The following is a 19,006-nucleotide window of genomic DNA, read 5'->3' as shown; positions in this document are numbered from 1 at the left end:
AGTACTCTCCACAATATTAGAGAGGCATCTCTAAAAGGAACCCGAGGAGGACCGTATCGGCGTCTACAACGTGCACGAGCGCCTGCTGGCTGCCAAGCGAAGCGAGGTGGGAGCGCTGATAGACACGCTGGCAAGCAGTGACGACAAGCTATGGCCGCAGGGCAGCTGGCCGTCGATGGCGTTCGACCGTCCCCTGGCGGCCGGGGCGGTCGGCGGGCACGGCCCGGTCCGCTACACCGTCGCCGCACATGTCCCCTCACAATGGGTGCGCTTCACCTTCAGCGGACCGCGCGGCTTCCACGGATTCCACGAATACGCCGCCCTGGCAGTCGACAGGGAGCACACCCTGCTGCGCCACACTCTTGCCATGGCCGCCCGCGGCCCGGCGCGTCTCACCTGGCCGCTCATCTTCCGCCCCCTCCATGACGCCTGCCTGGAGGACAGTCTGGACCGCGCCGAACTGGCCTGTTCGGGCGCGGTGACCCGCCCGGCTCATTGGAGCCGCTACGTACAGCTCCTGCGCGGCCTCATGCGCTGACCACCGGGCAGGCGCGCTCATGTCCAGACCACACAGCAGAGGGGCGGGGCTGGGACCAGGTGACCGGATCGATATCGGATCGCGTGAGGTGGTCGCCCGCTGGCACGCTGCCCCCATGGAACACACAGAAGTACTGCTCATCGGAGGACGAGCTGGTGTCGGCAAGACGACGGTGGGGTGGGAGGTTTCGGCGCTACTGCGCTCCGAGGCGGTCGCTCACGCGATCATCGATGGTGACTTCATGGGGCAGGTGCATCCGGCTCCAGAGGGAGACCCTCACCGCGCGGAGATCACCGAGAAAAATCTGACTGCCGTGTGGGCGAACTTCGCCCAGCGCGGCTACCGACGCCTGATCTATACGAACACCGTGAGTGTGCTGCCGGAGGCGACGGGCATGTTTGAGCGTGCCACGGGGGCCGGAGTGGGGATCATACGAGTCCTGCTCACCGCCTCCGATGAAACCGCCCGCGAGCGGCTGGTGGGACGAGAACTTGGCTCAGAGCTGGAGCAGGAGCTGGAAGGAAGTGTCCGCAAGGCACGGCTCCTGGACCAGCGGGCCCCTGCGGAGACCGTGCGAGTGGCGACGGACGGACGACTCGTCGTGGACATCGCGCGGGAGGTAGTCGCCGCCACCGGTTGGGCCGGGCCTCACTTTGCTCGCAGAGCATGATCGTTGATGGGCTGGTCCGGGAACGGCACGGCCACTGGTGATCATCAGTGGGTGAAGACGGAAGATCAGTCGGTGGCCGCAGGTCACAGTTCACGACCTCCAGTCTGCTGGGCGCGCGAAAGATCGAGGCTGACAACCAGGCCGCTGGTGGAGGCCGCCTTCTTCCTCGCATTCGCCCGCACCTGTGGCTGCCACCACTTCTTGACCTCACGCTCTATGCGGCCGCGCAGGCCCTGGCGGGGCCGCTTGAGCTTGCCCTGGACGTCCCGCTCTCCACCGTGCGCTGGGAGATCCCGAGCGCCTGCGCGGTGGAGTACTGACTTCGGCTTGTCAGGGTGGGGCCGGTTCGTCGATGGTCAGGCCGGCGCCGTCTGAGTAACGGGCAATCCGCAGGGTGGCAGGTCCTGGACACCGGGTCCGGCTCGCGCCGACCAGGTGGCCACCACCTCCCCGTGGTGCGGTTGCGGTTGCCATGAACATCGGCATTGCCAGGAAAAGACGGTCGGCCCCGGCCCGCGCACGCTGCTCAGCGATCCAGCTATCCGTCTGCTCGCGCGTGACGACGCCGGTGGAGCAGACTCCCTCGGCCAGTCCGGTGAGCAAGGGCAACATGGCCGGGCCGGTGAACACGCCCCGTGTGCACCTCGACCGTCACGTTGCCGAAGGAGGCGTCCAGCAGCAAGCTGCGGTAGCGGCGAGCAGCGCGCGGGCTGGTGGTCATGTCGGCGCGGGCGTGCACGTTGATGCGGGTGAGGGCCGGATCGTCGGAGTCGATGATGAAAGTGTCCCAGTCCTGGCCGAGCAGCACGATCCTTCCTCGGGGCGTAAGAACCCTGCGGGCCTCGGCCAGCGCCCGCTCCGTTCGGCCAGTTCATGGAACACCTTGTCGGCCCGGTAGCCATCCACCGAGGAGTCTGGCAGCGGCAGGTCGTACGCTCCTGCGATCCGGAAGTCCGCTTTGGGCCACCGACCTCGGGCTATGGCGATCATGCCCTCGCTCGGGTCCACGCCGACGGCCTTCACGTCCCGTTCGGCCAGTTCTGCCACAGCTCGTCCGGCGGCGAAGCGCGGCGGCCGACCGCCGCGGGAGCCGAGCTTCTGGCGGTTGCGCGCCTGGTCGGCCTTGTCGGGCACAGTGCATCGGATCCCTCGGTGGCGCAGGTAGGCGCAGTTCTCGCGGGAGGCGTACGCCTTGTCAGCACGCACCCGATCAGGGCTGCCAGTGGGCAGCGGTCCGGTTGCCTGTCGTGGTTCAGTTCCCCTACCAGGGGGAGGTCGCTCACCGGATACGGCGGGCAGTGGCCGGTCGCAGCATTCACGATGCCTGTCCCCCTGGACGTTGAGGTGCCCAGGCACGACTCCGATGCCGTCGGCGACCTCGCGACCGTCCGGTTTCCGCGGATCCCGTTTCGGTTCGCTTCGGGCCGGGTCTGCCCGAGGGCGGGCCATCGGAGACGAGGCCGGACTGCCATGCCCTATCCGTCGACGGGTCCTGACGGACCACTCCCTGCTCACTGCGGTACCGCCCGGCGGGCCCGTCCTGAGCCGCGCCCACCGAGCCGGTCACCAATACTGGAAAAATGGGTAAGATCCGGCGATACGCCCCTGCGGGCCGACGGGACGGCCGAGTGCCGCCGAAGGCCGGGCCGCCGGAGGCCGGCCAGGAGGCACATCACCGTCCGGCCGGGACGCGCGTCCTGTCCTTGCTGAAGCCGCGCAGCGTCGCCGGTCAGGTTTTCCTGCTGCAACTAGTGGTCGTCCTGCTACTCATCGCCACGGCCGTGGTGGCGCTCGTGATCCAGGACCGCAACAGCACAATCCAAGAGGCCGGCGATCGGTCACTGGTGGCGGCTGAGGCGTTCGCGAAAGCACCGGGCATCGCGGAGGCGATGCAGAGCGACGACCCGACCGCGGCACTCCAGCCCCATGCCGAGGCAGTGCGCAAGGAGACCGGCGTCGACTACGTCGTGGCGCTGAGTCCTTACGGCTTCCGTTGGACCCACCCGGACCCGGACCAGATCGGGGAGCATGTCTCCGCCTCCTATGGCGAGGCGCTCGAAGGGGAACCCCAGCAGACCACGTTCGACAGCAGTCTGGGAAAAGCGGTCGACTCGACGGTGGCCGTCTTCGACGAAAAGGGGACCGCGGTCGGCCTCGTCACCGTGGGAGTCACGGTGGACAAGGTGACCAGTACAGTGCAGCACCAACTGCCGGTGATCTTCGCCTCCGGCGGTGTCGCGCTCCTGCTGGCCGCGGGCGGGTCGGCACTGGTCAGCGGGCGCTTGCGGCGTCAGACCCGAGGTCTGTTGCCGGTGGAGATGACCCGCATGTACGAGCATCACGACGCGGTGCTGCACGCGGTCCGTGAAGGCGTGATCATTCTGGACGGTGACGGAAGGCTGCTGCTGGTCAACGACGAGGCGCGCCGACTGCTTGAGCTGCCACCGGGGGCCGAGGGCAGGCAGGTCACCGCGCTCGGCCTGAGCCCGGCCCTGGCCGGGCTGCTGAAATCGGGCCGTGCGGTCACGGACAAGGTCTTCCTCGCCGGGGACCTCCTGCTCGCGGTCAACCTGCGGCCGGTGGGCCCCAAGGGGGGTATCGTCGCCACCCTGCGGGACACCACGGAGCTGCGCGTCCTCGCGGGCCGGGCGGAGGTTGCGGGCGGACGCCTGCAACTGCTCTATGAGGCCAGCACGCGGATCGGTACCACCCTGGACATCAAGCGCACCGCCGAGGAGCTTACCGAGGTGGCGGTCCCGCGCTTCGCCGACTTCGCCACCGTCGAGTTGGTCGAGCCCGTGCTGCTTGGTGGTGAACCAACGGGAGCGCGCATGGAGATGCGCCGCATCGCAGCCGCGGGCATCCGGGAGGAGGCGCCCCTCGACCCCGTCGGAACGCCTTTGCGCTATGTGCCCGACACCCCCGTGTCCGTCGGTATGACCTCCGGTCGGCCAATCCTGGTGTCGCACCTCGCCATGGCCGACGGATGGCGCGCCCAGGATCCGGAGCAGACCCGGAAGGTCATCGAATACGGTATCCATTCCATGATCTCAGTGCCGCTCCAGGCTCGAGGCCAATTGCTGGGCGTCGTGGAGTTCTGGCGTTCGGAGCAGGACCCCTTCGAGTCGGACGACCTGTCCCCCGCCGAGGAACTCGCCGCCCGGGCGGCCGTGTGCATCGACAACGCACGCCGCTATACCCGCGAGCACACCACGGCCGTCGCCCTCCAGCGCAGCCTGCTGCCCGGCACACTCCCCGAGCTGTCCGCCTTGGAGGTCGGGCACCGGTACCTTCCCGCCCAGGCGGGCGTAGGCGGCGACTGGTACGACGTCATCCCGCTGCCGGGGGCCCGGGTGGCCCTGGTGGTCGGCGACGTGGTGGGACACGGGCTGCACGCCGCCGCGACGATGGGTCGCCTGAGAACCGCGGTGCACAACTTCGCTTCCCTGGACCTGCCTCCGGACGAGCTTCTCGCGCACCTGGACGACCTGGTCACCCGGATCGACCAGGACGCGGCAGCCGAGGGGAAGACCGAGGCCGTCACCGGCGCCACCTGCCTTTATGCCGTCTATGATCCGGTGTCCGGACGGTGTGTTGTCGCCCGGGCCGGTCATCCCGGTCCGGCACTGGTTTCGCCCGACGGCTTCGTGACCTTCCCCGACATCCCCGTTGCCCCGCCGCTTGGCGTGGGAGGAGGCCTGCCGCTCGAGACGGCCGAACTCCGGCTGGCAGCCGACAGCCGACTGGTCCTCTACACCGACGGGCTGGTCGAGGCCCGAGGCCGTGACATCGACGTCGGGCTCGGCATGCTGAGGGAGGCCCTGGCTCATAGCGACGGCGCTACTCCGGACGACACCTGCCGGGCGGTGCTCAGCGCGATGCTGCACACCAGGGCGAGTGACGATATCGCCTTGCTCGTCGCGCGCACCCGGCTGCTCGACCCGGCACAGGTCGGAGAGTGGGAGGTGCCGGACGACCCCGCCGCCGTGTCCCGGATCCGCGCCGAGGCCGCCGGCAGGCTGGAGTCCTGGGGGCTCGGAGAGACCGCTTTCACAACCGAGCTGATCCTGAGCGAACTGGTCACGAACGCCATCCGTTACGGGGCGAGCCCCGTCAGCCTGCGGCTGCTGCGCGACGGCGACAGCCTGATCTGCGAGGTCAGCGACGGCAGCAGCACCTCCCCGCACCTGCGCCGCGCGGCTATCACCGACGAAGGGGGCCGTGGTCTGTTTCTCGTGGCGCAACTGTCGCGCCGCTGGGGCACCCGGTACACCGACAGAGGCAAGATCATCTGGGCTGAGCAGGCACTGTCCGCCGGAGCCGCCGGGGACCTGAGCGGTCTCCTGATGACGGATTTGTGAGGCGGGACGGACGCCGGCCGTCGCTCACCTCGCGGTGTCCACACCCGGCGCGTTCAGGAGCCGTCGTCGACTGTGAGGTACGGGATCTTGACCGGGTCCTGGCCGAAGGCGGCCCCGAGGTAGACGGCCGACAGTTTGGCGAGCGTCCCGTCGTCGATCAGCTGCTTGATGATCCGGTCCAGTTCGCCTTTGTCGGATGACCCCTTCGGGTACAGGGCGCCGTAACTCTGACCGGTCCTGTACTGGCCCACGAGGCGAACCCCGTCCTCCCTCGGTTGGGAATATGCCAGCAGGATGGTCGTGTCGTGGATGACGGCGTCGATCCGCCCCTCCTCCAGCGCCGTGACCATCTCCGGGTCGTTGGCGAACGCGGTCACGGGCTTGGTCGGCCTGAGGCGGTCTTCGACGAAATCCTCGCCCGTGGTGCCCTCGGCCACTCCTACGCGGACGTCGCGGATGTTGTCCTCGTTGATCTCCTCACCGTCCCTGATCAGCAGGCCCAGGGTCGAGGAGAGGTAGGGCGGGGAGAAGTCGGCGACCTTGGTCCGTTCCGGGGTGATCGTGATCTGCGCCAGGGCCAGGTCGAAGTCCTCGGTCCGGCCGGAGACGATCTCCGGGAAGGGGGCGTTCTCCACCGTCACCCGGTCCAGTCCGGACCGGTAGGCGATATTGGCCGCCATACAGTATTCGTAGCCGCTCGTAATGGAGTCCGGCGTGTCACCGTTCCACCAGCCGGGTGCGGGCAGGGTCGTCCTGACGGTGAGGGCGCCCACCGTCTCGGGCGACAGGTCGAACTCCCCGTAATGACCTGACACCGGGCAGTCACCGTACCGGACGTCGGACGGTTCCGACCCACCCTGGTCACAAGCGGGAGCCGCGACGACGAGCACCACGCTGACAGCCCTGGAGACGATCGCTGCCGCGGCGCGCATCATTGCACCTCCGGTAGGGACATCCTCCTTACGTCACCATAAATCAACCCGAACCATACGACCGCCGGAACCAGGTGGGAGGGATCCACTGCGCAGGGTCCATCGCCCGTCTCCCAGCGACGTCGCAGGGGTGGAGCGGACCCGTATCACCGGCGGCGGACCGGTGATGCTCGGCGGCCGGCTGGGCGACGTCCTCGGCAGGCGCCGTAGCCTCCTCGGCACAGCACTCTTCGGCGCCGCGTCCTCGCCGGCCCGGCTCCCGCCACCCTTCGCCGTAGGGGTGACAGTCCGGCTTCCGCTGGGTGCCGGAGAAGCACTCGCATGGCCACGCTCACCACCGCACCACCGCATCACCGACGGCGAGCACATGCTGCTCCCACCCGGTACCGGACCCGCAGTGGATTCCTCGCCTACCGCACCGCCGGCTGCCCGGAGGCGACTGAACTGGAACCCGCCTCAGCCACCCTGGAGCGGAACGTGCTGGGGCTCAGCCCCTTGTGGCGTTTGAACGCGGCACTGAAGCCGAAAGCGTCGGCATAGCCAACGGACCTGGCGATCAGGGCGATACCGAGGTCCGTGTCGGACAGAAGAGCCTCGGCCTCGTCCATGCGGCATTCGGTGAGGTAGGAGAGGGGCGGACGGCCCATCAGCTGGGTGAAACGCTTGGCGAACAGCGCGCGAGAGACGCCGGCTTGAGCAGCCAGGGACGCCACCGTCCAGGCTTCGGCGGGCCGGTCGTGGAAGGACTGCAGGGCTGGAGCGAGGATCGGGTCGGCGAGGCCCCTGTACCAACTGGGCGCGTTGGCCCCCGCCTTGTCCAACCAGCTGCGCAGCGTGCAGACGAGGACCCAGTCGAGGAGCCGGTCCATCAGTGCCTGCGAACCGGCCGAGTGCCGGGCGGCGTCGCCGGCGGCAGTCTCCAGCCAGGCACAGACCTCTGCGTCCTCCTTGACCACCAGGACGGGCGGGAGGGCACGCAGGAGCCGCTCGTGGCGGTGGCCCGAGGCGCGGTAGGCGCCCACGATCAGCGCGGTCGCTTCATCCGTGTCGTTGTCCCAGTTGATACCTCCGAGTTCCTGGGCGGTGCACTCGTCGTTCGTGGTGAAACAGGCGAGCTCGTATGCGGCGTGGGCGCTGTGGAGGGTGTGGGGATGGTCCACGAGGTGGAATGGTGCGGGGCCGCGGACGACGGCCGTGTCGCCCACACCGACCGCTCGTTCCGTTCCGTCGGACAGCAGCAGGGTGCCCCCACCGCGCAGCACGCTGATCATGATGAGCGGCGCGTCATCAACAAAGCGGATAGACCAGGGCACCGTCAGTACGGCACGGCTGACGACCGAGCCCTCGGCCCGGATTCCGCTCAACAGCGAACTCAGAGGATCCATGAAGGGCACCGTAGACGATCTCCTATGCTTGGGAGCGTTTCTCCCATGGATCATCCACGTCACCGCGGTTGTACTGGGTTCATCGAACCGATCGACACCCACCGGGAGACACCGTGACGCAGTACGGCAGCCATGCCAGGACAGCCCTCGTGGTCGTCGCACACCACCGCATCGATTCCCTCACTGGGCACACGGCCGGTCGTGCCGCCGCCCGGCTCGAAGCCGCCGGATACCGAGTTGACCTGCTCGACCTGCATGCCGAGGGTTTCGACCCGCGGATGAACGTGGCGGACCAGCCGGACTGGGGCAACAGGGAGAAGGCGTACTCGGACGAGGTGCACGCCCATATGCAGCGAATCCTCGACGCCGATGTCGTCGTCGCTGTCTTCCCGGTGTACTGGCAGAACGTACCCGCCATCCTCAAGGGGTGGATCGACCGCGTATGGAACTACGGGTTCGCCTACGGCCGCAGCAAGCCCCGCCTCGCCGGCAAGCGCATGCTGTGGCTGGGCCTCGCCGGCGCCACTGCTGACGATCCCGTCGTGGAGGGGATGCAGAGCGTCCTCGAAACCAACCTGAGCGACGGCATCGCCTACTACTGCGGCTTCTCCCGTTCCACGGTCGGTCTGCTCACCGACGCGGAGGAGCGCCCGCAGCGCCTCGACGCCGACGGCAGCCTCCTGGTCGGCGAAGCGGTCACGGGCGCCGAGCGAGAGGCGCAGTACGGGGCTCTTGACCGTCGTGCACGGGAGTTCGTGGACAAGTTCGCCGCCGAGGAAACCGTGGCGTCCTGACCCCTGGGCTCCCGCAAGGCCGTAAGGACGTTCAGGCTGAGTCGCCCGGGTCGCTCTGGTCCGCCTGGCTCGAAGCCTCCTTGGCGGGCGCGCCAGGCGAGCGCGTCGCCCGCGGTGACGAGGTGGACGGTGCGACGCATCAAGTGGGTGCGCACCACCGTACGGCCGGTCAGCGCGTCGTCCAGTCGTTCGGGTTCGAAGTCGGCCAGGCGGGACCACAGACCGATGAAGGGTTCCTGGGGTTCCTGCGCCTGCAGGCCGCACAGGTGGGCCACCGCCTCGGGCGCGGAGTTGCGCGCCGCAGGACCAGGGACCGGCCCACCGCCGTGAGAAACCCTCACCGCGCCGCTCAGCCCCTCCGGCGAAGCAAAATGCTGCGCGGGCAGCTGGTGGCGCGGGCAGATGCGCGAGGAGTCACCGGCGGGGATATCGGCCGGGCCGCCGGCGGTGTTGTCGGTCCGTTACTCAGGGGAAGTCGGCCAGTTCGGCTTCTGGGAGCGCGGCTGTGCTGAGGCCGGCCTCCGAGAGTGACGTCGACGAGGCGCAGGTGCAGCCGCCGTCGGCGGATGCTCGGGGGGCAGCAGCCCGTGGTGTTTCAGCCGGGTGTGGAGGCCGGGCAGAGCCTTCGCGTCGTGGCTGGTGGCGTCGGTGGTGGCCGAATCTGTGATCGCGTAGACGCCGTCAGGGTGACAGATCTCGGTGAGATGTCTGGCGCCCCCTCCAACGGATGCCGTATCCGCGGCGCGCGTGGCGGACCGTCGGGTCGCGGGGCGGGACGACTGCGACGGCCGAGGACGGCAGGCCACCGTCCCCGGCCGTCCGCCGGCGCAGGCAGCCAGCCCTGTCGCGGAGCGACGCTCACCGCGCCGATGAGTTTCCGTGGCGGGATCGGTCTGCACAGCATGAGAACTCACACACTCCAGACCGCCGGCGCGGACCTCGTCTATGACGTTCGCGGGCCGCTGCCGACCACAGATGGACGCCCCCCGTTGTTCATGATCGGGCAGCCCATGGACGCTGCCGGCTTCGCCGCGCTCGCCGCGCGCTTCCCCGAGCGGACCGTGGCCACCTATGACCCGCGCGGGCTCGGTCGCAGTACCCGTAAGGACGGGCGAGTCGAGCACACGCCGCAAACGCAGGCCGACGACGTGCACGCCGTCATCGAGGCGCTCGGGGCCGGGCCGGTTGAGATGTTCGCCAGTAGTGGTGGAGCGATCACCGCGCTCGCGGTCGTGGCGAAGTATCCCGCAGACGTGACCACTCTGGTCGCGCACGAGCCGCCGCTCATCACCCTCACGCCGGACGGCCCAGCGGCCGTGCGGGCGCGGGCCGGAGTCCGGGAGGCCTACGAGAAGCGCGGATGGGGGGCCGGGATGGCTGCGTTCGTGGCCATGACCTCGTGGGCGGGAGAGTTCACCGACGCGTACTTCGCACAGCCGCAGGCCGATCCCGCCGCGTTCGGGATGCCCACGGAGGACGACGGCTCACGTGACGATCCGCTGCTGTCCGACCGGTCATGGGCGGTGAGCAGCTACCGGCCGGATGCCGAGGTCATCGCCGCTGCGCCGACCCGCACCGTGATCGCCGTGGGCGAGGAGTCCGAAGGCTTGCTGACCGGACGCACCGCTGTCGCGACCGCCGACCTGCTCGGGCAGCGAGTGACCGTGTTCCCGAGCCATCACGGCGGTTTCTGCGACGGAGAGTTCGGATGGCCGGGGAAGCCGGACGAGTTCGCGCATCGGCTGCGGGAGGTCCTTGACGGCACCTCGTGAACCAACCGCCGACAGAACACGCCGACACCGGCGGCGCCGGGAAGTACCAGAGATCTTCGGACACTCGAAACACCCGCCCATCACGCACTGCGGCGGGTGCGCGTGCGGCACCGGACGGTGGCAGCCTCCTCATCAACGGAGCCACCCGGCCAAGGATCGCGTACGCCCCCCCCACCGCCCGTCCGGGCCAGGGGTTCGAGCCATTTCGCATGTGCAGGTGTGGGTATGCGGGGAGGAGCCCGCGCATCACCGTGGCCGGCACGCGGGTGGGGAGCCTTGCGACCGTACGCGGTCGATACTGGAAGTCCGATCATCTGCGCACCACCCTCCTTCAGCCCCACCTCGTCCTCACGAACCTCAAGATCGCTCGCTGAAGGTGAGCTACGGCCCGGACAGCCGGCCATGACCAGCATGAGCACCAGGGACAACTGGTGCGGCGGAGAGGAGTTCGAGGAGAGCCATGCCTCGCGTGGTGGCTTGCAGTCGGACGCGCTGGCCGTGCCGTTCGCGTTCCAGTAGCCCTGCCGCGGCGAGTTGATCACAGTGGTAGGCGGCGGTGCTGGGACTGATGTGCAGGTTGCGGGCGAGCTCTCCGACCGCGGGGCGGTGGGTCAACTGCCGCAGGATCGCCGCCCGTATGACTCCGAGGACGAGACCGAGCGCGTCGGCTGCCGGGGGAGGGACGTCCGGGGAAGCGCCGGTGACATGGCCCAGGCCCGGCAGGGGCTCGGGTCAGGCCGGCCCATCGGTCTCCCCGCCTCTCCACCGGACGACGCCGGACACGCCTTCGCCTCAGGTGTGCGCGGCGGTGTCCGACGGATTCCCGGCAGCGATCACTCTGATGACCAGGCGCATCACGCAATGGCAGTCCCGACGGACCCGTCCGGCGACCTGCCCGTTCGCTTCGCCTTCCCGCGGGCCGACCGCCCCGTGCGGCACCGACCAAGGGGCGGAGACAACCCGACCGGCATCGACCGGCGCGCCCGACGAGAGGCCCCTGCTACCGCAGGCCGTCCAGGAACTCGATGACCCGCCTGGTCAACAGTTCCGCCGCAGCCCGATCGTAGGACGGCAGCGAGGAGTCCGCGAACAGGTGCTGCTTGCCGGGGTAGAGGAACAGTTCGGCATGGTCAGCACCGGCGGTCAGTTCCCTGGCGGCGTCGAGGTCGCCCTCGTCGGCGAAGAACGGGTCACCTTCCATCCCGTGCACCTGCACCGGGACGTCGGCCGGCCATGCCTCACCGAACTCGGACACCGGCAAGCAGGAGCAGAAGAGCAGAGCACCCTTGGCGCCGGCGCGCGTCTGGGCCAGGCGCTGGGCCGGCATGACGCCGAGGGAGAAACCCGCGTAGATCACCTCGCCACCGAGCGGCTGAACTGCGGCGATCCCGCGCTCCATGACGGTGCCGAACCCCGTCTGGCTCGCATAGCCGAGGCCCTGCTCCAGGGTGTCGAACGTGCGCCCTTCGTAGAGGTCCGGCACGTGGACGGTATGGCCTGCCCGGCGGAGTTCGACCGCGAAAGCCTCGACCCCGGGAGTCAGCCCCTGAGCGTGGTGGAACAGCACAACCTCGGCCATGGCATGCCTGCTTCCGACTCATCGAACGATCCATATTTCTCGAACAATCGGCGATGCTAGTCTAATGCCATCATGTCGAGCAACACTCCCGACTACGACCTCGACGAGACGATCGAGCTCACCACCACCGAGCAGGTGCGGGCCATCAGCGACCCCCTGCGCACCACCATCCTCGGGCTGCTGCACGAGCGCGCCGCGACTGTCACCGAGCTCGCCGCCGCGGTCAAGCGGCCGAAAAGCACCGTCGCGCATCACGTCGCGGTCCTGTCCAAAGCCGGCCTTCTGCGCGTGGTACGGACGCGCAGGGTCCGGGCGATCGAGGAGCGCTACTACGGCCGCACCGCACGGATGTTCTTCGTCGGCCTCGGTCGGCAGACGGCGGGCGGAGCGCTGCCGCCCGACTTCAACGACTTCGAGGTGGCAGCGAGGGAATCGGCTGCGGCACACGAGCTCGGGCGGCTGCGTCAGTTCATCCGGCGGGCCCGGATCTCCGAGGAACAGGCGGCCGAGTTCTGGGAGCGCGTCGAGCAGGTGATCCACGAGTTCGACAGACTGCCGCGCACCGGTGAGACGGTTCACGGCTTCGCCGTCGGCGTGTATCCGATCCCCGACTACCCGGCCCTGCCGCCGACCGGGGATACCGCGGAACAGGACTGAGGCGTCCGCTCATCCTCTCCGGCCTGCCCCGAGCAGCGCCTCCCCCCGGCCGGCACGCCATGCGAACGCCGGGGGCTGGCACCCGGCCCCGTTCGCCGTGACCTCGCCGGGACGCAGGCCACCGGTGTGAACCGCCCGACCGCCCGACCACTGTCCGGACGGGGCCGGAGGCACACACGCCGCCCTGTTGCCGGGCGGCGGATGGTTGCACGCGAAGCCCGTGCCGCCTGCCGCTGTCCGCGTCCCACCGGACGTCGCTCCAGGTGCTCGTCATCCCCTGCCCCGTCCGCTCCCCGGGCGGGGCAGGGGTGGCCGGGCCGGCTCGCGTGGTCAGTGTGCGTCGGCCCCCGGTGGAAGGCTGTCCTCCGCCCGTACCGGCTGGAGGAGGGGGCGTTTGGCGGTGCGGCCGTCTCCCGAGGACCGTCCCCTCAGACGGCGTACGAGCCAGGGCCCGAGGAAGCCCGCCGCCCAGCGGAGTTCGGCGGTGGTGGCCTGCCGGCCGGTGGACAGAGGAGCCGGCGGCAGAGGATGCGTCCACGTGTCATCGCTCCCGGGGAGGTGAAGAGCGTGGGCGAGAGCGGCGGCGACGCGCTGGTGGCCGAGGGTGCTCGCGTGAAGCCGGTCGGTGCTCCACAAACGGGAGTCGCCTGCCACCGGATGAAGCGCGGTCTCGGCGACCGTGACCCCGTGGCGGCGGGCCGCCTGACGGATGTGCTGGTTCAGGGCCGTGACGCGTGGGACCAGGGGGCGGGCGAGCGGGCTGATGCGCGCGGGATCAGGGATGGTGATCGTGGCCACGTGAACGCCCTGGGCAGTGAGCGCGGCAAACATGGTCTCCAGGTGGGCGGCGACCTGGCCGGCGTCGAAGCGGGGCCGCAGGAGGTCGTTGACACCGGCGACGACGGTGGCCAGGTCGGGTCGCAACGCGAGGGCGGGCGCCAGCTGTTCGGCGTGGATCTGTGCGGCAACACGACCCCGTACGGCCAGGTTGGCGTACTGGAGCCCGGGCTCGAGCCGGGCAAGCTGTTCGGCGAGGCGGTCAGCGAAACCACGCAGGCCGACGGTCTCGTCACCGTCGCCCAGGCCTTCGGTCTGACTGTCACCCAGGGCGACATAACGGAGATACGCCACGTCAGAGCCCGGCATGGAGCTGCCGCCTCTCTTCCAGGACGGCGATCGTGCGCGCGCACCAGTCGCGGTTCTCCTGCTCGAAGGCCACGCCACGCAGACAGGTCAGGTACGGGCCGATCCGGTCGCCGTGGCGCAGGAACTCCTCCTCCGTGAGATCGCCGCGCAGGCGGAGCAGCAGGGAACCGAACAGGTCGATCTTGGCCTGGGCGATGCGGGCGCGTTCGGTGAGCCGGGCGATGAGGGTGTCGGTGTCGACGCGGTCTGCGGCCTGAACCTTGACGAGGAGGTCGTCGCGGATGAAGGCCGGTTTGGCGGACGCGGCCGTGAAGGTCTCCAGTTCTGCCAGGCCGGCGTCGGTGACGTGGAACAACCGCTTGTTGGGCCGGGTCTCCTGCACGACTTCCCGGCCGGCGACCAGCCCTTCCTCCTCCAGCCGGGTCAGTTCGGAGTAGAGCTGCTGCGGCTGTGCGTACCAGAAGTTGGCTACGCCGATGTCGAACGCCTTGGCCAGTTGGTAGCCGCTGAGCTCGCCGTCGAGCAGCGCCGCGAGCACGGCGTGCCGTAGTGCCATGGGATCGGCTCCTCACATGCCTCTGTTGCCGTACGGGCCACCCATGATAGTCATGAAGATGACTATTCCTGTTCATGACTGTGGAGGTGCGCCCCGTGGACACCGCAGACCGTTTCCGCGCAGCCGTCGACAACCGGGACCTCGCCGCCCTGGACGACCTGTTCACCGACAACATCCGCCTCTACAGCCCCGTGAAGTTCACGCCCTTCGAGGGCAAGCCGGCGGTGATGGGGCTCTTCGGGGTCCTGTTGCGGACCTTCGAGGACTTCCGTTACATCGGCGACCACACCGGCACCGCGCAGACCAGCGCCGACGCCACGACCGCGCCCTCCGCGGTGCTGCTCTTCCGTGCCAGGGCGGGCGGCAAGGAGATCCACGGCATCGACCTGCTGCACTTCGACGACGACGGCCGGATCAAGGAGTTCACCGTCATGGTCCGGCCCCAGTCGGCCGTGCACGCCCTCGGTGAGGCCGTCCTCGCCGGCCTCACCGCGGACGGACTGGCTGTAGCCCCCATCCGTCCGTAGACGACCCGCAAGCCCGCGGACGGGCCCAAGGGCCCGTGCGTCCGCGAGCAACGGTCGCACCCTCGCAGTGGGCGAGCACCGCGGTCAGAGACGTGGCTCCGCCGGGTTCGGCCACGGTACGCAGCCGCTGTCGACGGCGAGGGCCTTCGTACCGAGCGAGCGGCCGACGGCATGGCGGTACTGCCGGCTCAGTGGGCATCCCAGCGGGATCCGAGGCGGAACAGGCCGGGCCGGGAGTGAGGCGCTCGCCGACCCGGACCACGGCGCCGGACACCTCCACCCGTGCCAGCAACCGCTTCGGTGTCCCCGTCGCGCGTGATCCCCGCGCGGCGCACAAGGGCCCAGGAGGCGTCCAGAGCGCCGAGGATCGCGACGTCCCCATGGAGGACTCCGCATCCGAGTGCCGTCCGCTCATCGACCGTCGGGTTTCACCTCCGGGAGGGGACCTCACATCGGCGGGGGCGGCTGAGCAGCCGGTCGATCTCGGCGAGCACACGGTCCGCATGCGGACGCCCCCGCGCCCGCACCGCATCGCTCCGGTTCTCCTCGGAGGGGCGGCGGTCGCGATGGAGCTGCCTGGCGTGCTCGAGGGCGGGGCGATGCTCGGGCGGGAGCTGGGCGAGGGCCCAGCCGGCCGCGCTGGAACGGGATCTCGGCGTGCGGCTGTTCGACCGCGACCGCCACCCGGTCCCGCCAAGTGGTGACGAAGCGAGGTGGCCTCTCCTTGAGTGGCCTGCGTACGGGACGCCGTGGTGATGGAGCCCTCGCAGACGTAGGTGCCCCTCCCTCAGCGGCCCGGATTGGTACGGGGCCGCGGGGGCACGTGCACCCCAGGACGGGCCAGGACGGAGGAGAGGTGATCGCCATGGCCGAACAATCCATGCCGGTGGCGAAGCAGAGGGCTCGAACAGTGGGTTGCGCGGACACGCGGACGCCGCCGCTGCGCCCAGGCGAGTATGCGCCGGCCGACTACTCGGCAGTCGTGACGCGCGCTGCCCGGGAGGCCGGAGTTTCCCCTCTGCTCGTGATGACCGTGCTCCACAACGAGGCGTACAAGCCGCACCATCCCCTGCTGGAGCGGTTGTGGCAGTGGTGGAAGCCCGGGGCGTCCTTCGGCGTGGCCAACATGCACCACGCGACGTTCGAGCGGGTCCGGCGGACGCACGGCCTGCCGGGGCGATGGCAGGACCTGCGCGACGACCCCGCCTTCGCCATCCGCACGGCCGCCCTGCACTTGAGGGACCTTGACCGGAGCCTCCCGGAGCGGCACGTACGCCGGTACACCCGCGACGAACTCCTCGCCCTCGGATACAACACGGGTGAGCGCAACATGCGCGCCTTCGCCCGGGGCGTCCCGCCGGGTCCGATGGCGCGGTCGTACCTGCGCCGTTTCCGCGCCCACCGGGAACGAGCCGCCGCATCCCTGGCCGACGGCGGCAAGCCGCACGACGCGGTCACCGGCTAGCGTGTCCGCGAGTGGGTGACGTCGCCGGTCGGCTCGGTTGGGTCGGCGATGGGGGGAGAAGGCGTCCGGGCCGGCCGCCGAGCCGGAGCCCGGCGGAGCGCACGAGCCCACGAGCACACGAAGCGCACGAAGCGCACCGAGAACCGGAGCAGGTCTGCGAGATCCGCCGGTGTACTGCGGCGGATCCTGCGGGGAAGTGACTCGTGGACACGAGGGCCACCGCACGCCGACGGCGGCCCCCTCTTACTTCCCTCCGGGCGCGGTTCGAGACGCACCCGCTCCCCGGGCGACCGCGGCCGGCCGCGGCAGCGGCCTCGGTCAGCCTGTCGCCGTGTCGAACGCGACGAAGCGCAGTTCCGAGGTGTACCGCCGTCCTTCGTCGTCGCGGAGCCAGGTCTGCTCCGGGGTGGGCAGCATTTCCGTGATCGTGACCGTGCCCTGTGGGTCACGGCGGGCCAGACGGCGCAGCGCCTTGGCGAGGATGGTGACGTAGACAGGACTGTCGAAGTCGACGTAGAACGGCCGGGACTCGGTCGGTGAGACGACGAAGACGTAGCGGGGCAGGCCGAGCCGGCCGCGCCAGCGGCGGGCGCGGACGAAGCGGCGGGCCTCGTCCTTGTCGTCGGCGAAGTCGGCTTCGGCCGCGGGCAGTCGCCAGGTCTCCCGGGCCACCACCAGCCGGTCCAGGGTGACGCGCGGGGTGTGGTCGTCCTGCGGCAGGAGTCGGAAGAGATCCATCGACAGGGTGGTCAGGACGTGCGAGAAGACGTCCGTCACCGGGAACCGCGCGCCGTCCGGCAGCCGGACGACGAGGTCGTCCCCGTCCCCCTCCACGACCGCGTCGGCGCTGCGCACGGCCCGGGGACGGGTGGGGTCGGCGGTGAAGTCGGTGAGGGCGACCTGGTAGTCCTGGGGCCGTATCAGCGTGTGCCGGACCCGGGTGGACAGGCGTGCGCGGTGCTCCTTGGGGAGCAGCGGCAGCAGGCGTGGGCCGGGGTGGTCGCGGTCGGTGAGACGGACCAGTTCGCCGACGTCGGGGTGCTGGTGGGTGAAGAGGGAGGCGCCCAGTGTGTTGGCGGCCAGGTGGAGTTCACCGAGAACGAGGGTGAAGTCGCCGCGGGCCACCGCCTCGGTGCCGTCGGCGGCGATCATGATGTCCGGACTGAGGTAGCGGGCCGCCGTCCAGCCGCCGGATCCGGGGAACTCCTCCCGCACCGCCGCCTCGATGTCCGCGGAGCGGACGTCCACGCGCCGGGTGCCCGCGGGGACGGCGAGGATGCGCCGCCAGACTGCGGCGAACTCCTCCTGGAGTTCGCCCGCGGTGGCGCGCACGGGGCCGTGCAGCACCGGCAGGCACGCGAACCAGAAGGCGGCCAGGTCGACCGTGCCCTCGGCGGCGAGGCGTTCGTACACCGGACGCATGCCGGTCCGCAGCGCGGTGGCGAGTTGTGAGGTGAGCCATCCGGCGCTGTCCATCAGCAGCCGGAGCGGGCGCAGCGCCTGAAGAACCTCGGGGCCGAGGCGGGCCGTCGCGGACCGGCGCGCGTCGTGGTACACGAGCGCCCGGCACGGCGCGGTCGACGCGGACTTCTCCCGTACGGCGGCGGTGTCGGTCAGGTCGGTGAAGTCCCGCTCCAGATCCGTCATCGCGCCGGCCAGCTCGTCCACGCCGCGAGCGGCCGCCACCGCCGCGCGCCCCTCCTCCAGCCGGTCCAGCGCGGCGATCCCCCGCCGGCGGGGCCCGGTCGCGCCGACGGTCGCCAGCCAGGTCCGCAGGTCCCGGTCCGGGTGAGTGCCCGCAGGGACCTCCAGGCGCCAGGTCACCCAGCGGCGCGCGACCAGGTCGGCGAGCACGGCGGGCACGTCGTGGTCCGGAAGCGCGGCGGTGATCTCCCGCGCCGGGCGGACACCGTCGCAGAGGGCGAGGACGGCCGCGGTTTCGGCGGGGACCGCAACCGGACGTCTGCCGGGAACGCGGACCCGGTCGCCGTCCATCGTGACGAAGGGCACCCGGCGGGGGGCGATCCACTCCCTCAGGGCCGGGTCGGCGTCCAGCGTTTTGGCGAGTGCGTCGATGCCCCAGCTCGCCCAGTAGACGGTGGACTCCGCGACCAGTCCCGATCCCGTGCCGAGGGCGGCCCCGGACGTCGCGGCGTCCCAGCGGCCCCAGCCGACGGGGCCGAAGAAGCCGATGGTGTCGTTCTTCACGCAGAACCGCTGCCAGTAGTGGGCGACCAGTTCCTCGCGCTGGCGGGGCATGCTGCTGCGCTTGTCCACGCCCGGCGTCCAGCGCAGGAACGGCGCGATGCCCGAGGTGAGCACCGGACGGTTCTGCCAGGCCACGGCCTCCCGGAAGGACGGCATGCGGGCGATGTCCTGGAGCGTGTGCGCGCTCTCCACGGCGGCATCGGCGAAGAGGCGGGAGAAGTCCGCCCATCGGGCGCCGTCGAGGGGGGCGTCCGCGTCGAACTTGTCGGCGGCTTCGGCCAGTCCGGGCGGGGCCAGGCGCAGCACCCCGTCGGCGGGGAAACCGGGGCCGCGCAGCGCGAACTGCTCCCACAGGCGCCAGCGGCCGAGGGACGGCGGGAGGTCTTCGGTCATGGCAGGGCTCTCCTTGCGAGCGC

At 70.2% G+C, this 19,006-nt stretch carries 15 protein-coding genes and 4 pseudogenes; 8 read left to right on the top strand and 11 right to left on the bottom strand.

Going from position 1 to position 19,006, the window contains the following annotated elements; all coding sequences use genetic code 11:
* Nucleotides 1-55: 55 nt before the first annotated feature.
* On the top strand, nt 56-538 hold the full coding sequence (locus ACZ5C2_RS30480; RefSeq protein ID WP_468798721.1) for an SRPBCC family protein: 483 nt from the start codon (nt 56-58) through the stop codon (nt 536-538).
* 115 nt (nt 539-653) lie between these two features.
* Nucleotides 654-1,208 carry an AAA family ATPase gene (locus tag ACZ5C2_RS30475; RefSeq protein ID WP_468798585.1) on the top strand — a complete coding sequence of 185 codons (555 nt, stop codon included), beginning with the start codon at nt 654-656 and terminating at the stop codon, nt 1,206-1,208.
* A 131-nt stretch (nt 1,209-1,339) separates the two neighbouring features.
* Here ACZ5C2_RS30475 and ACZ5C2_RS30470 read toward each other — a convergent pair.
* Both ACZ5C2_RS30470 and ACZ5C2_RS30465 read right to left on the bottom strand, forming a co-directional pair.
* Nucleotides 1,340-1,521: pseudogene (locus ACZ5C2_RS30470) on the bottom strand (telomere-protecting terminal protein Tpg); the annotation flags it as partial.
* 140 nt (nt 1,522-1,661) lie between these two features.
* A pseudogene (locus ACZ5C2_RS30465) lies at nt 1,662-2,255 on the bottom strand (methyltransferase domain-containing protein); the annotation flags it as partial.
* A gap of 533 nt (nt 2,256-2,788) precedes the next feature.
* On the opposite strand from ACZ5C2_RS30465, the gene ACZ5C2_RS30460 reads away from it, so the two are divergent.
* Nucleotides 2,789-5,569, top strand: coding sequence for a SpoIIE family protein phosphatase (locus ACZ5C2_RS30460; RefSeq protein WP_468798582.1), 2,781 nt, complete (start codon nt 2,789-2,791; stop codon nt 5,567-5,569).
* Nucleotides 5,570-5,622: 53 nt separating this feature from the next.
* On the opposite strand, the gene ACZ5C2_RS30455 is transcribed toward ACZ5C2_RS30460, so the two are convergent.
* Both ACZ5C2_RS30455 and ACZ5C2_RS30450 read right to left on the bottom strand, forming a co-directional pair.
* Nucleotides 5,623-6,384 (bottom strand): ABC transporter substrate-binding protein, encoded by a 762-nt coding sequence (locus ACZ5C2_RS30455; protein WP_468798579.1) that lies wholly within the window; start codon nt 6,382-6,384, stop codon nt 5,623-5,625.
* Between the two features lie 527 nt (nt 6,385-6,911).
* Nucleotides 6,912-7,886 (bottom strand): AraC family transcriptional regulator, encoded by a 975-nt coding sequence (locus ACZ5C2_RS30450; protein WP_468798576.1) that lies wholly within the window; start codon nt 7,884-7,886, stop codon nt 6,912-6,914.
* Between the two features lie 113 nt (nt 7,887-7,999).
* Between ACZ5C2_RS30450 and ACZ5C2_RS30445 the strand changes: the two genes are divergently transcribed.
* Nucleotides 8,000-8,680: an NAD(P)H oxidoreductase gene (locus tag ACZ5C2_RS30445; protein WP_468798573.1), complete on the top strand. Its 681-nt coding sequence runs from the start codon at nt 8,000-8,002 to the stop codon at nt 8,678-8,680.
* An 83-nt stretch (nt 8,681-8,763) separates the two neighbouring features.
* Here ACZ5C2_RS30445 and ACZ5C2_RS30440 read toward each other — a convergent pair.
* A pseudogene (locus ACZ5C2_RS30440) lies at nt 8,764-8,961 on the bottom strand (DNA glycosylase AlkZ-like family protein); the annotation flags it as partial.
* A 621-nt stretch (nt 8,962-9,582) separates the two neighbouring features.
* Here ACZ5C2_RS30440 and ACZ5C2_RS30435 point away from each other — a divergent pair.
* Nucleotides 9,583-10,452 (top strand): alpha/beta fold hydrolase, encoded by an 870-nt coding sequence (locus ACZ5C2_RS30435; RefSeq protein ID WP_468798570.1) that lies wholly within the window; start codon nt 9,583-9,585, stop codon nt 10,450-10,452.
* A 555-nt stretch (nt 10,453-11,007) separates the two neighbouring features.
* Here ACZ5C2_RS30435 and ACZ5C2_RS30430 read toward each other — a convergent pair.
* Both ACZ5C2_RS30430 and ACZ5C2_RS30425 read right to left on the bottom strand, forming a co-directional pair.
* Nucleotides 11,008-11,067 (bottom strand): annotated as a pseudogene (locus tag ACZ5C2_RS30430) (hypothetical protein); the annotation flags it as partial.
* Nucleotides 11,068-11,452: 385 nt separating this feature from the next.
* Nucleotides 11,453-12,031 (bottom strand): dienelactone hydrolase family protein, encoded by a 579-nt coding sequence (locus ACZ5C2_RS30425; RefSeq protein ID WP_468798567.1) that lies wholly within the window; start codon nt 12,029-12,031, stop codon nt 11,453-11,455.
* Between the two features lie 72 nt (nt 12,032-12,103).
* On the opposite strand from ACZ5C2_RS30425, the gene ACZ5C2_RS30420 reads away from it, so the two are divergent.
* The gene (locus ACZ5C2_RS30420) at nt 12,104-12,688 is read left to right on the top strand and encodes an ArsR/SmtB family transcription factor (protein ID WP_468798564.1); all 585 of its coding nucleotides are present in this window, start codon (nt 12,104-12,106) and stop codon (nt 12,686-12,688) included.
* Nucleotides 12,689-13,018: 330 nt separating this feature from the next.
* Here ACZ5C2_RS30420 and ACZ5C2_RS30415 read toward each other — a convergent pair whose 3' ends face one another.
* Both ACZ5C2_RS30415 and ACZ5C2_RS30410 read right to left on the bottom strand, forming a co-directional pair.
* Entirely contained in the window at nt 13,019-13,834 is an 816-nt protein-coding gene (locus ACZ5C2_RS30415) for an SGNH/GDSL hydrolase family protein (RefSeq protein WP_468798561.1), read from the bottom strand.
* Nucleotides 13,821-14,390 carry a PadR family transcriptional regulator gene (locus tag ACZ5C2_RS30410; RefSeq protein WP_468798558.1) on the bottom strand — a complete coding sequence of 190 codons (570 nt, stop codon included), beginning with the start codon at nt 14,388-14,390 and terminating at the stop codon, nt 13,821-13,823. Before ACZ5C2_RS30410 ends, ACZ5C2_RS30415 begins: the two co-directional genes overlap by 14 nt.
* 95 nt (nt 14,391-14,485) lie before the next feature.
* Here ACZ5C2_RS30410 and ACZ5C2_RS30405 point away from each other — a divergent pair, with 95 nt between their 5' ends.
* Entirely contained in the window at nt 14,486-14,917 is a 432-nt protein-coding gene (locus ACZ5C2_RS30405; protein ID WP_468798555.1) for a nuclear transport factor 2 family protein, read from the top strand.
* Between the two features lie 428 nt (nt 14,918-15,345).
* Here ACZ5C2_RS30405 and ACZ5C2_RS30400 read toward each other — a convergent pair whose 3' ends face one another.
* Nucleotides 15,346-15,687, bottom strand: a complete 342-nt coding sequence (locus ACZ5C2_RS30400; RefSeq protein WP_468798719.1) for an aminoglycoside adenylyltransferase domain-containing protein — start codon at nt 15,685-15,687, stop codon at nt 15,346-15,348.
* 257 nt (nt 15,688-15,944) lie between these two features.
* Between ACZ5C2_RS30400 and ACZ5C2_RS30395 the strand changes: the two genes are divergently transcribed.
* Nucleotides 15,945-16,382 (top strand): lysozyme family protein, encoded by a 438-nt coding sequence (locus ACZ5C2_RS30395; RefSeq protein ID WP_468798716.1) that lies wholly within the window; start codon nt 15,945-15,947, stop codon nt 16,380-16,382.
* Nucleotides 16,383-16,700: 318 nt separating this feature from the next.
* Here ACZ5C2_RS30395 and ACZ5C2_RS30390 read toward each other — a convergent pair whose 3' ends face one another.
* Nucleotides 16,701-18,983 (bottom strand): lantibiotic dehydratase, encoded by a 2,283-nt coding sequence (locus ACZ5C2_RS30390; protein WP_468798552.1) that lies wholly within the window; start codon nt 18,981-18,983, stop codon nt 16,701-16,703.
* Nucleotides 18,984-19,006 lie beyond the last annotated feature (23 nt).

It is taken from the genome of Streptomyces sp. NPDC031365, assembly GCF_055569765.1.
The sequence above is the reverse complement of the archived record's forward strand: the minus strand, read 5'-3'. Positions and strand labels throughout refer to the sequence as shown.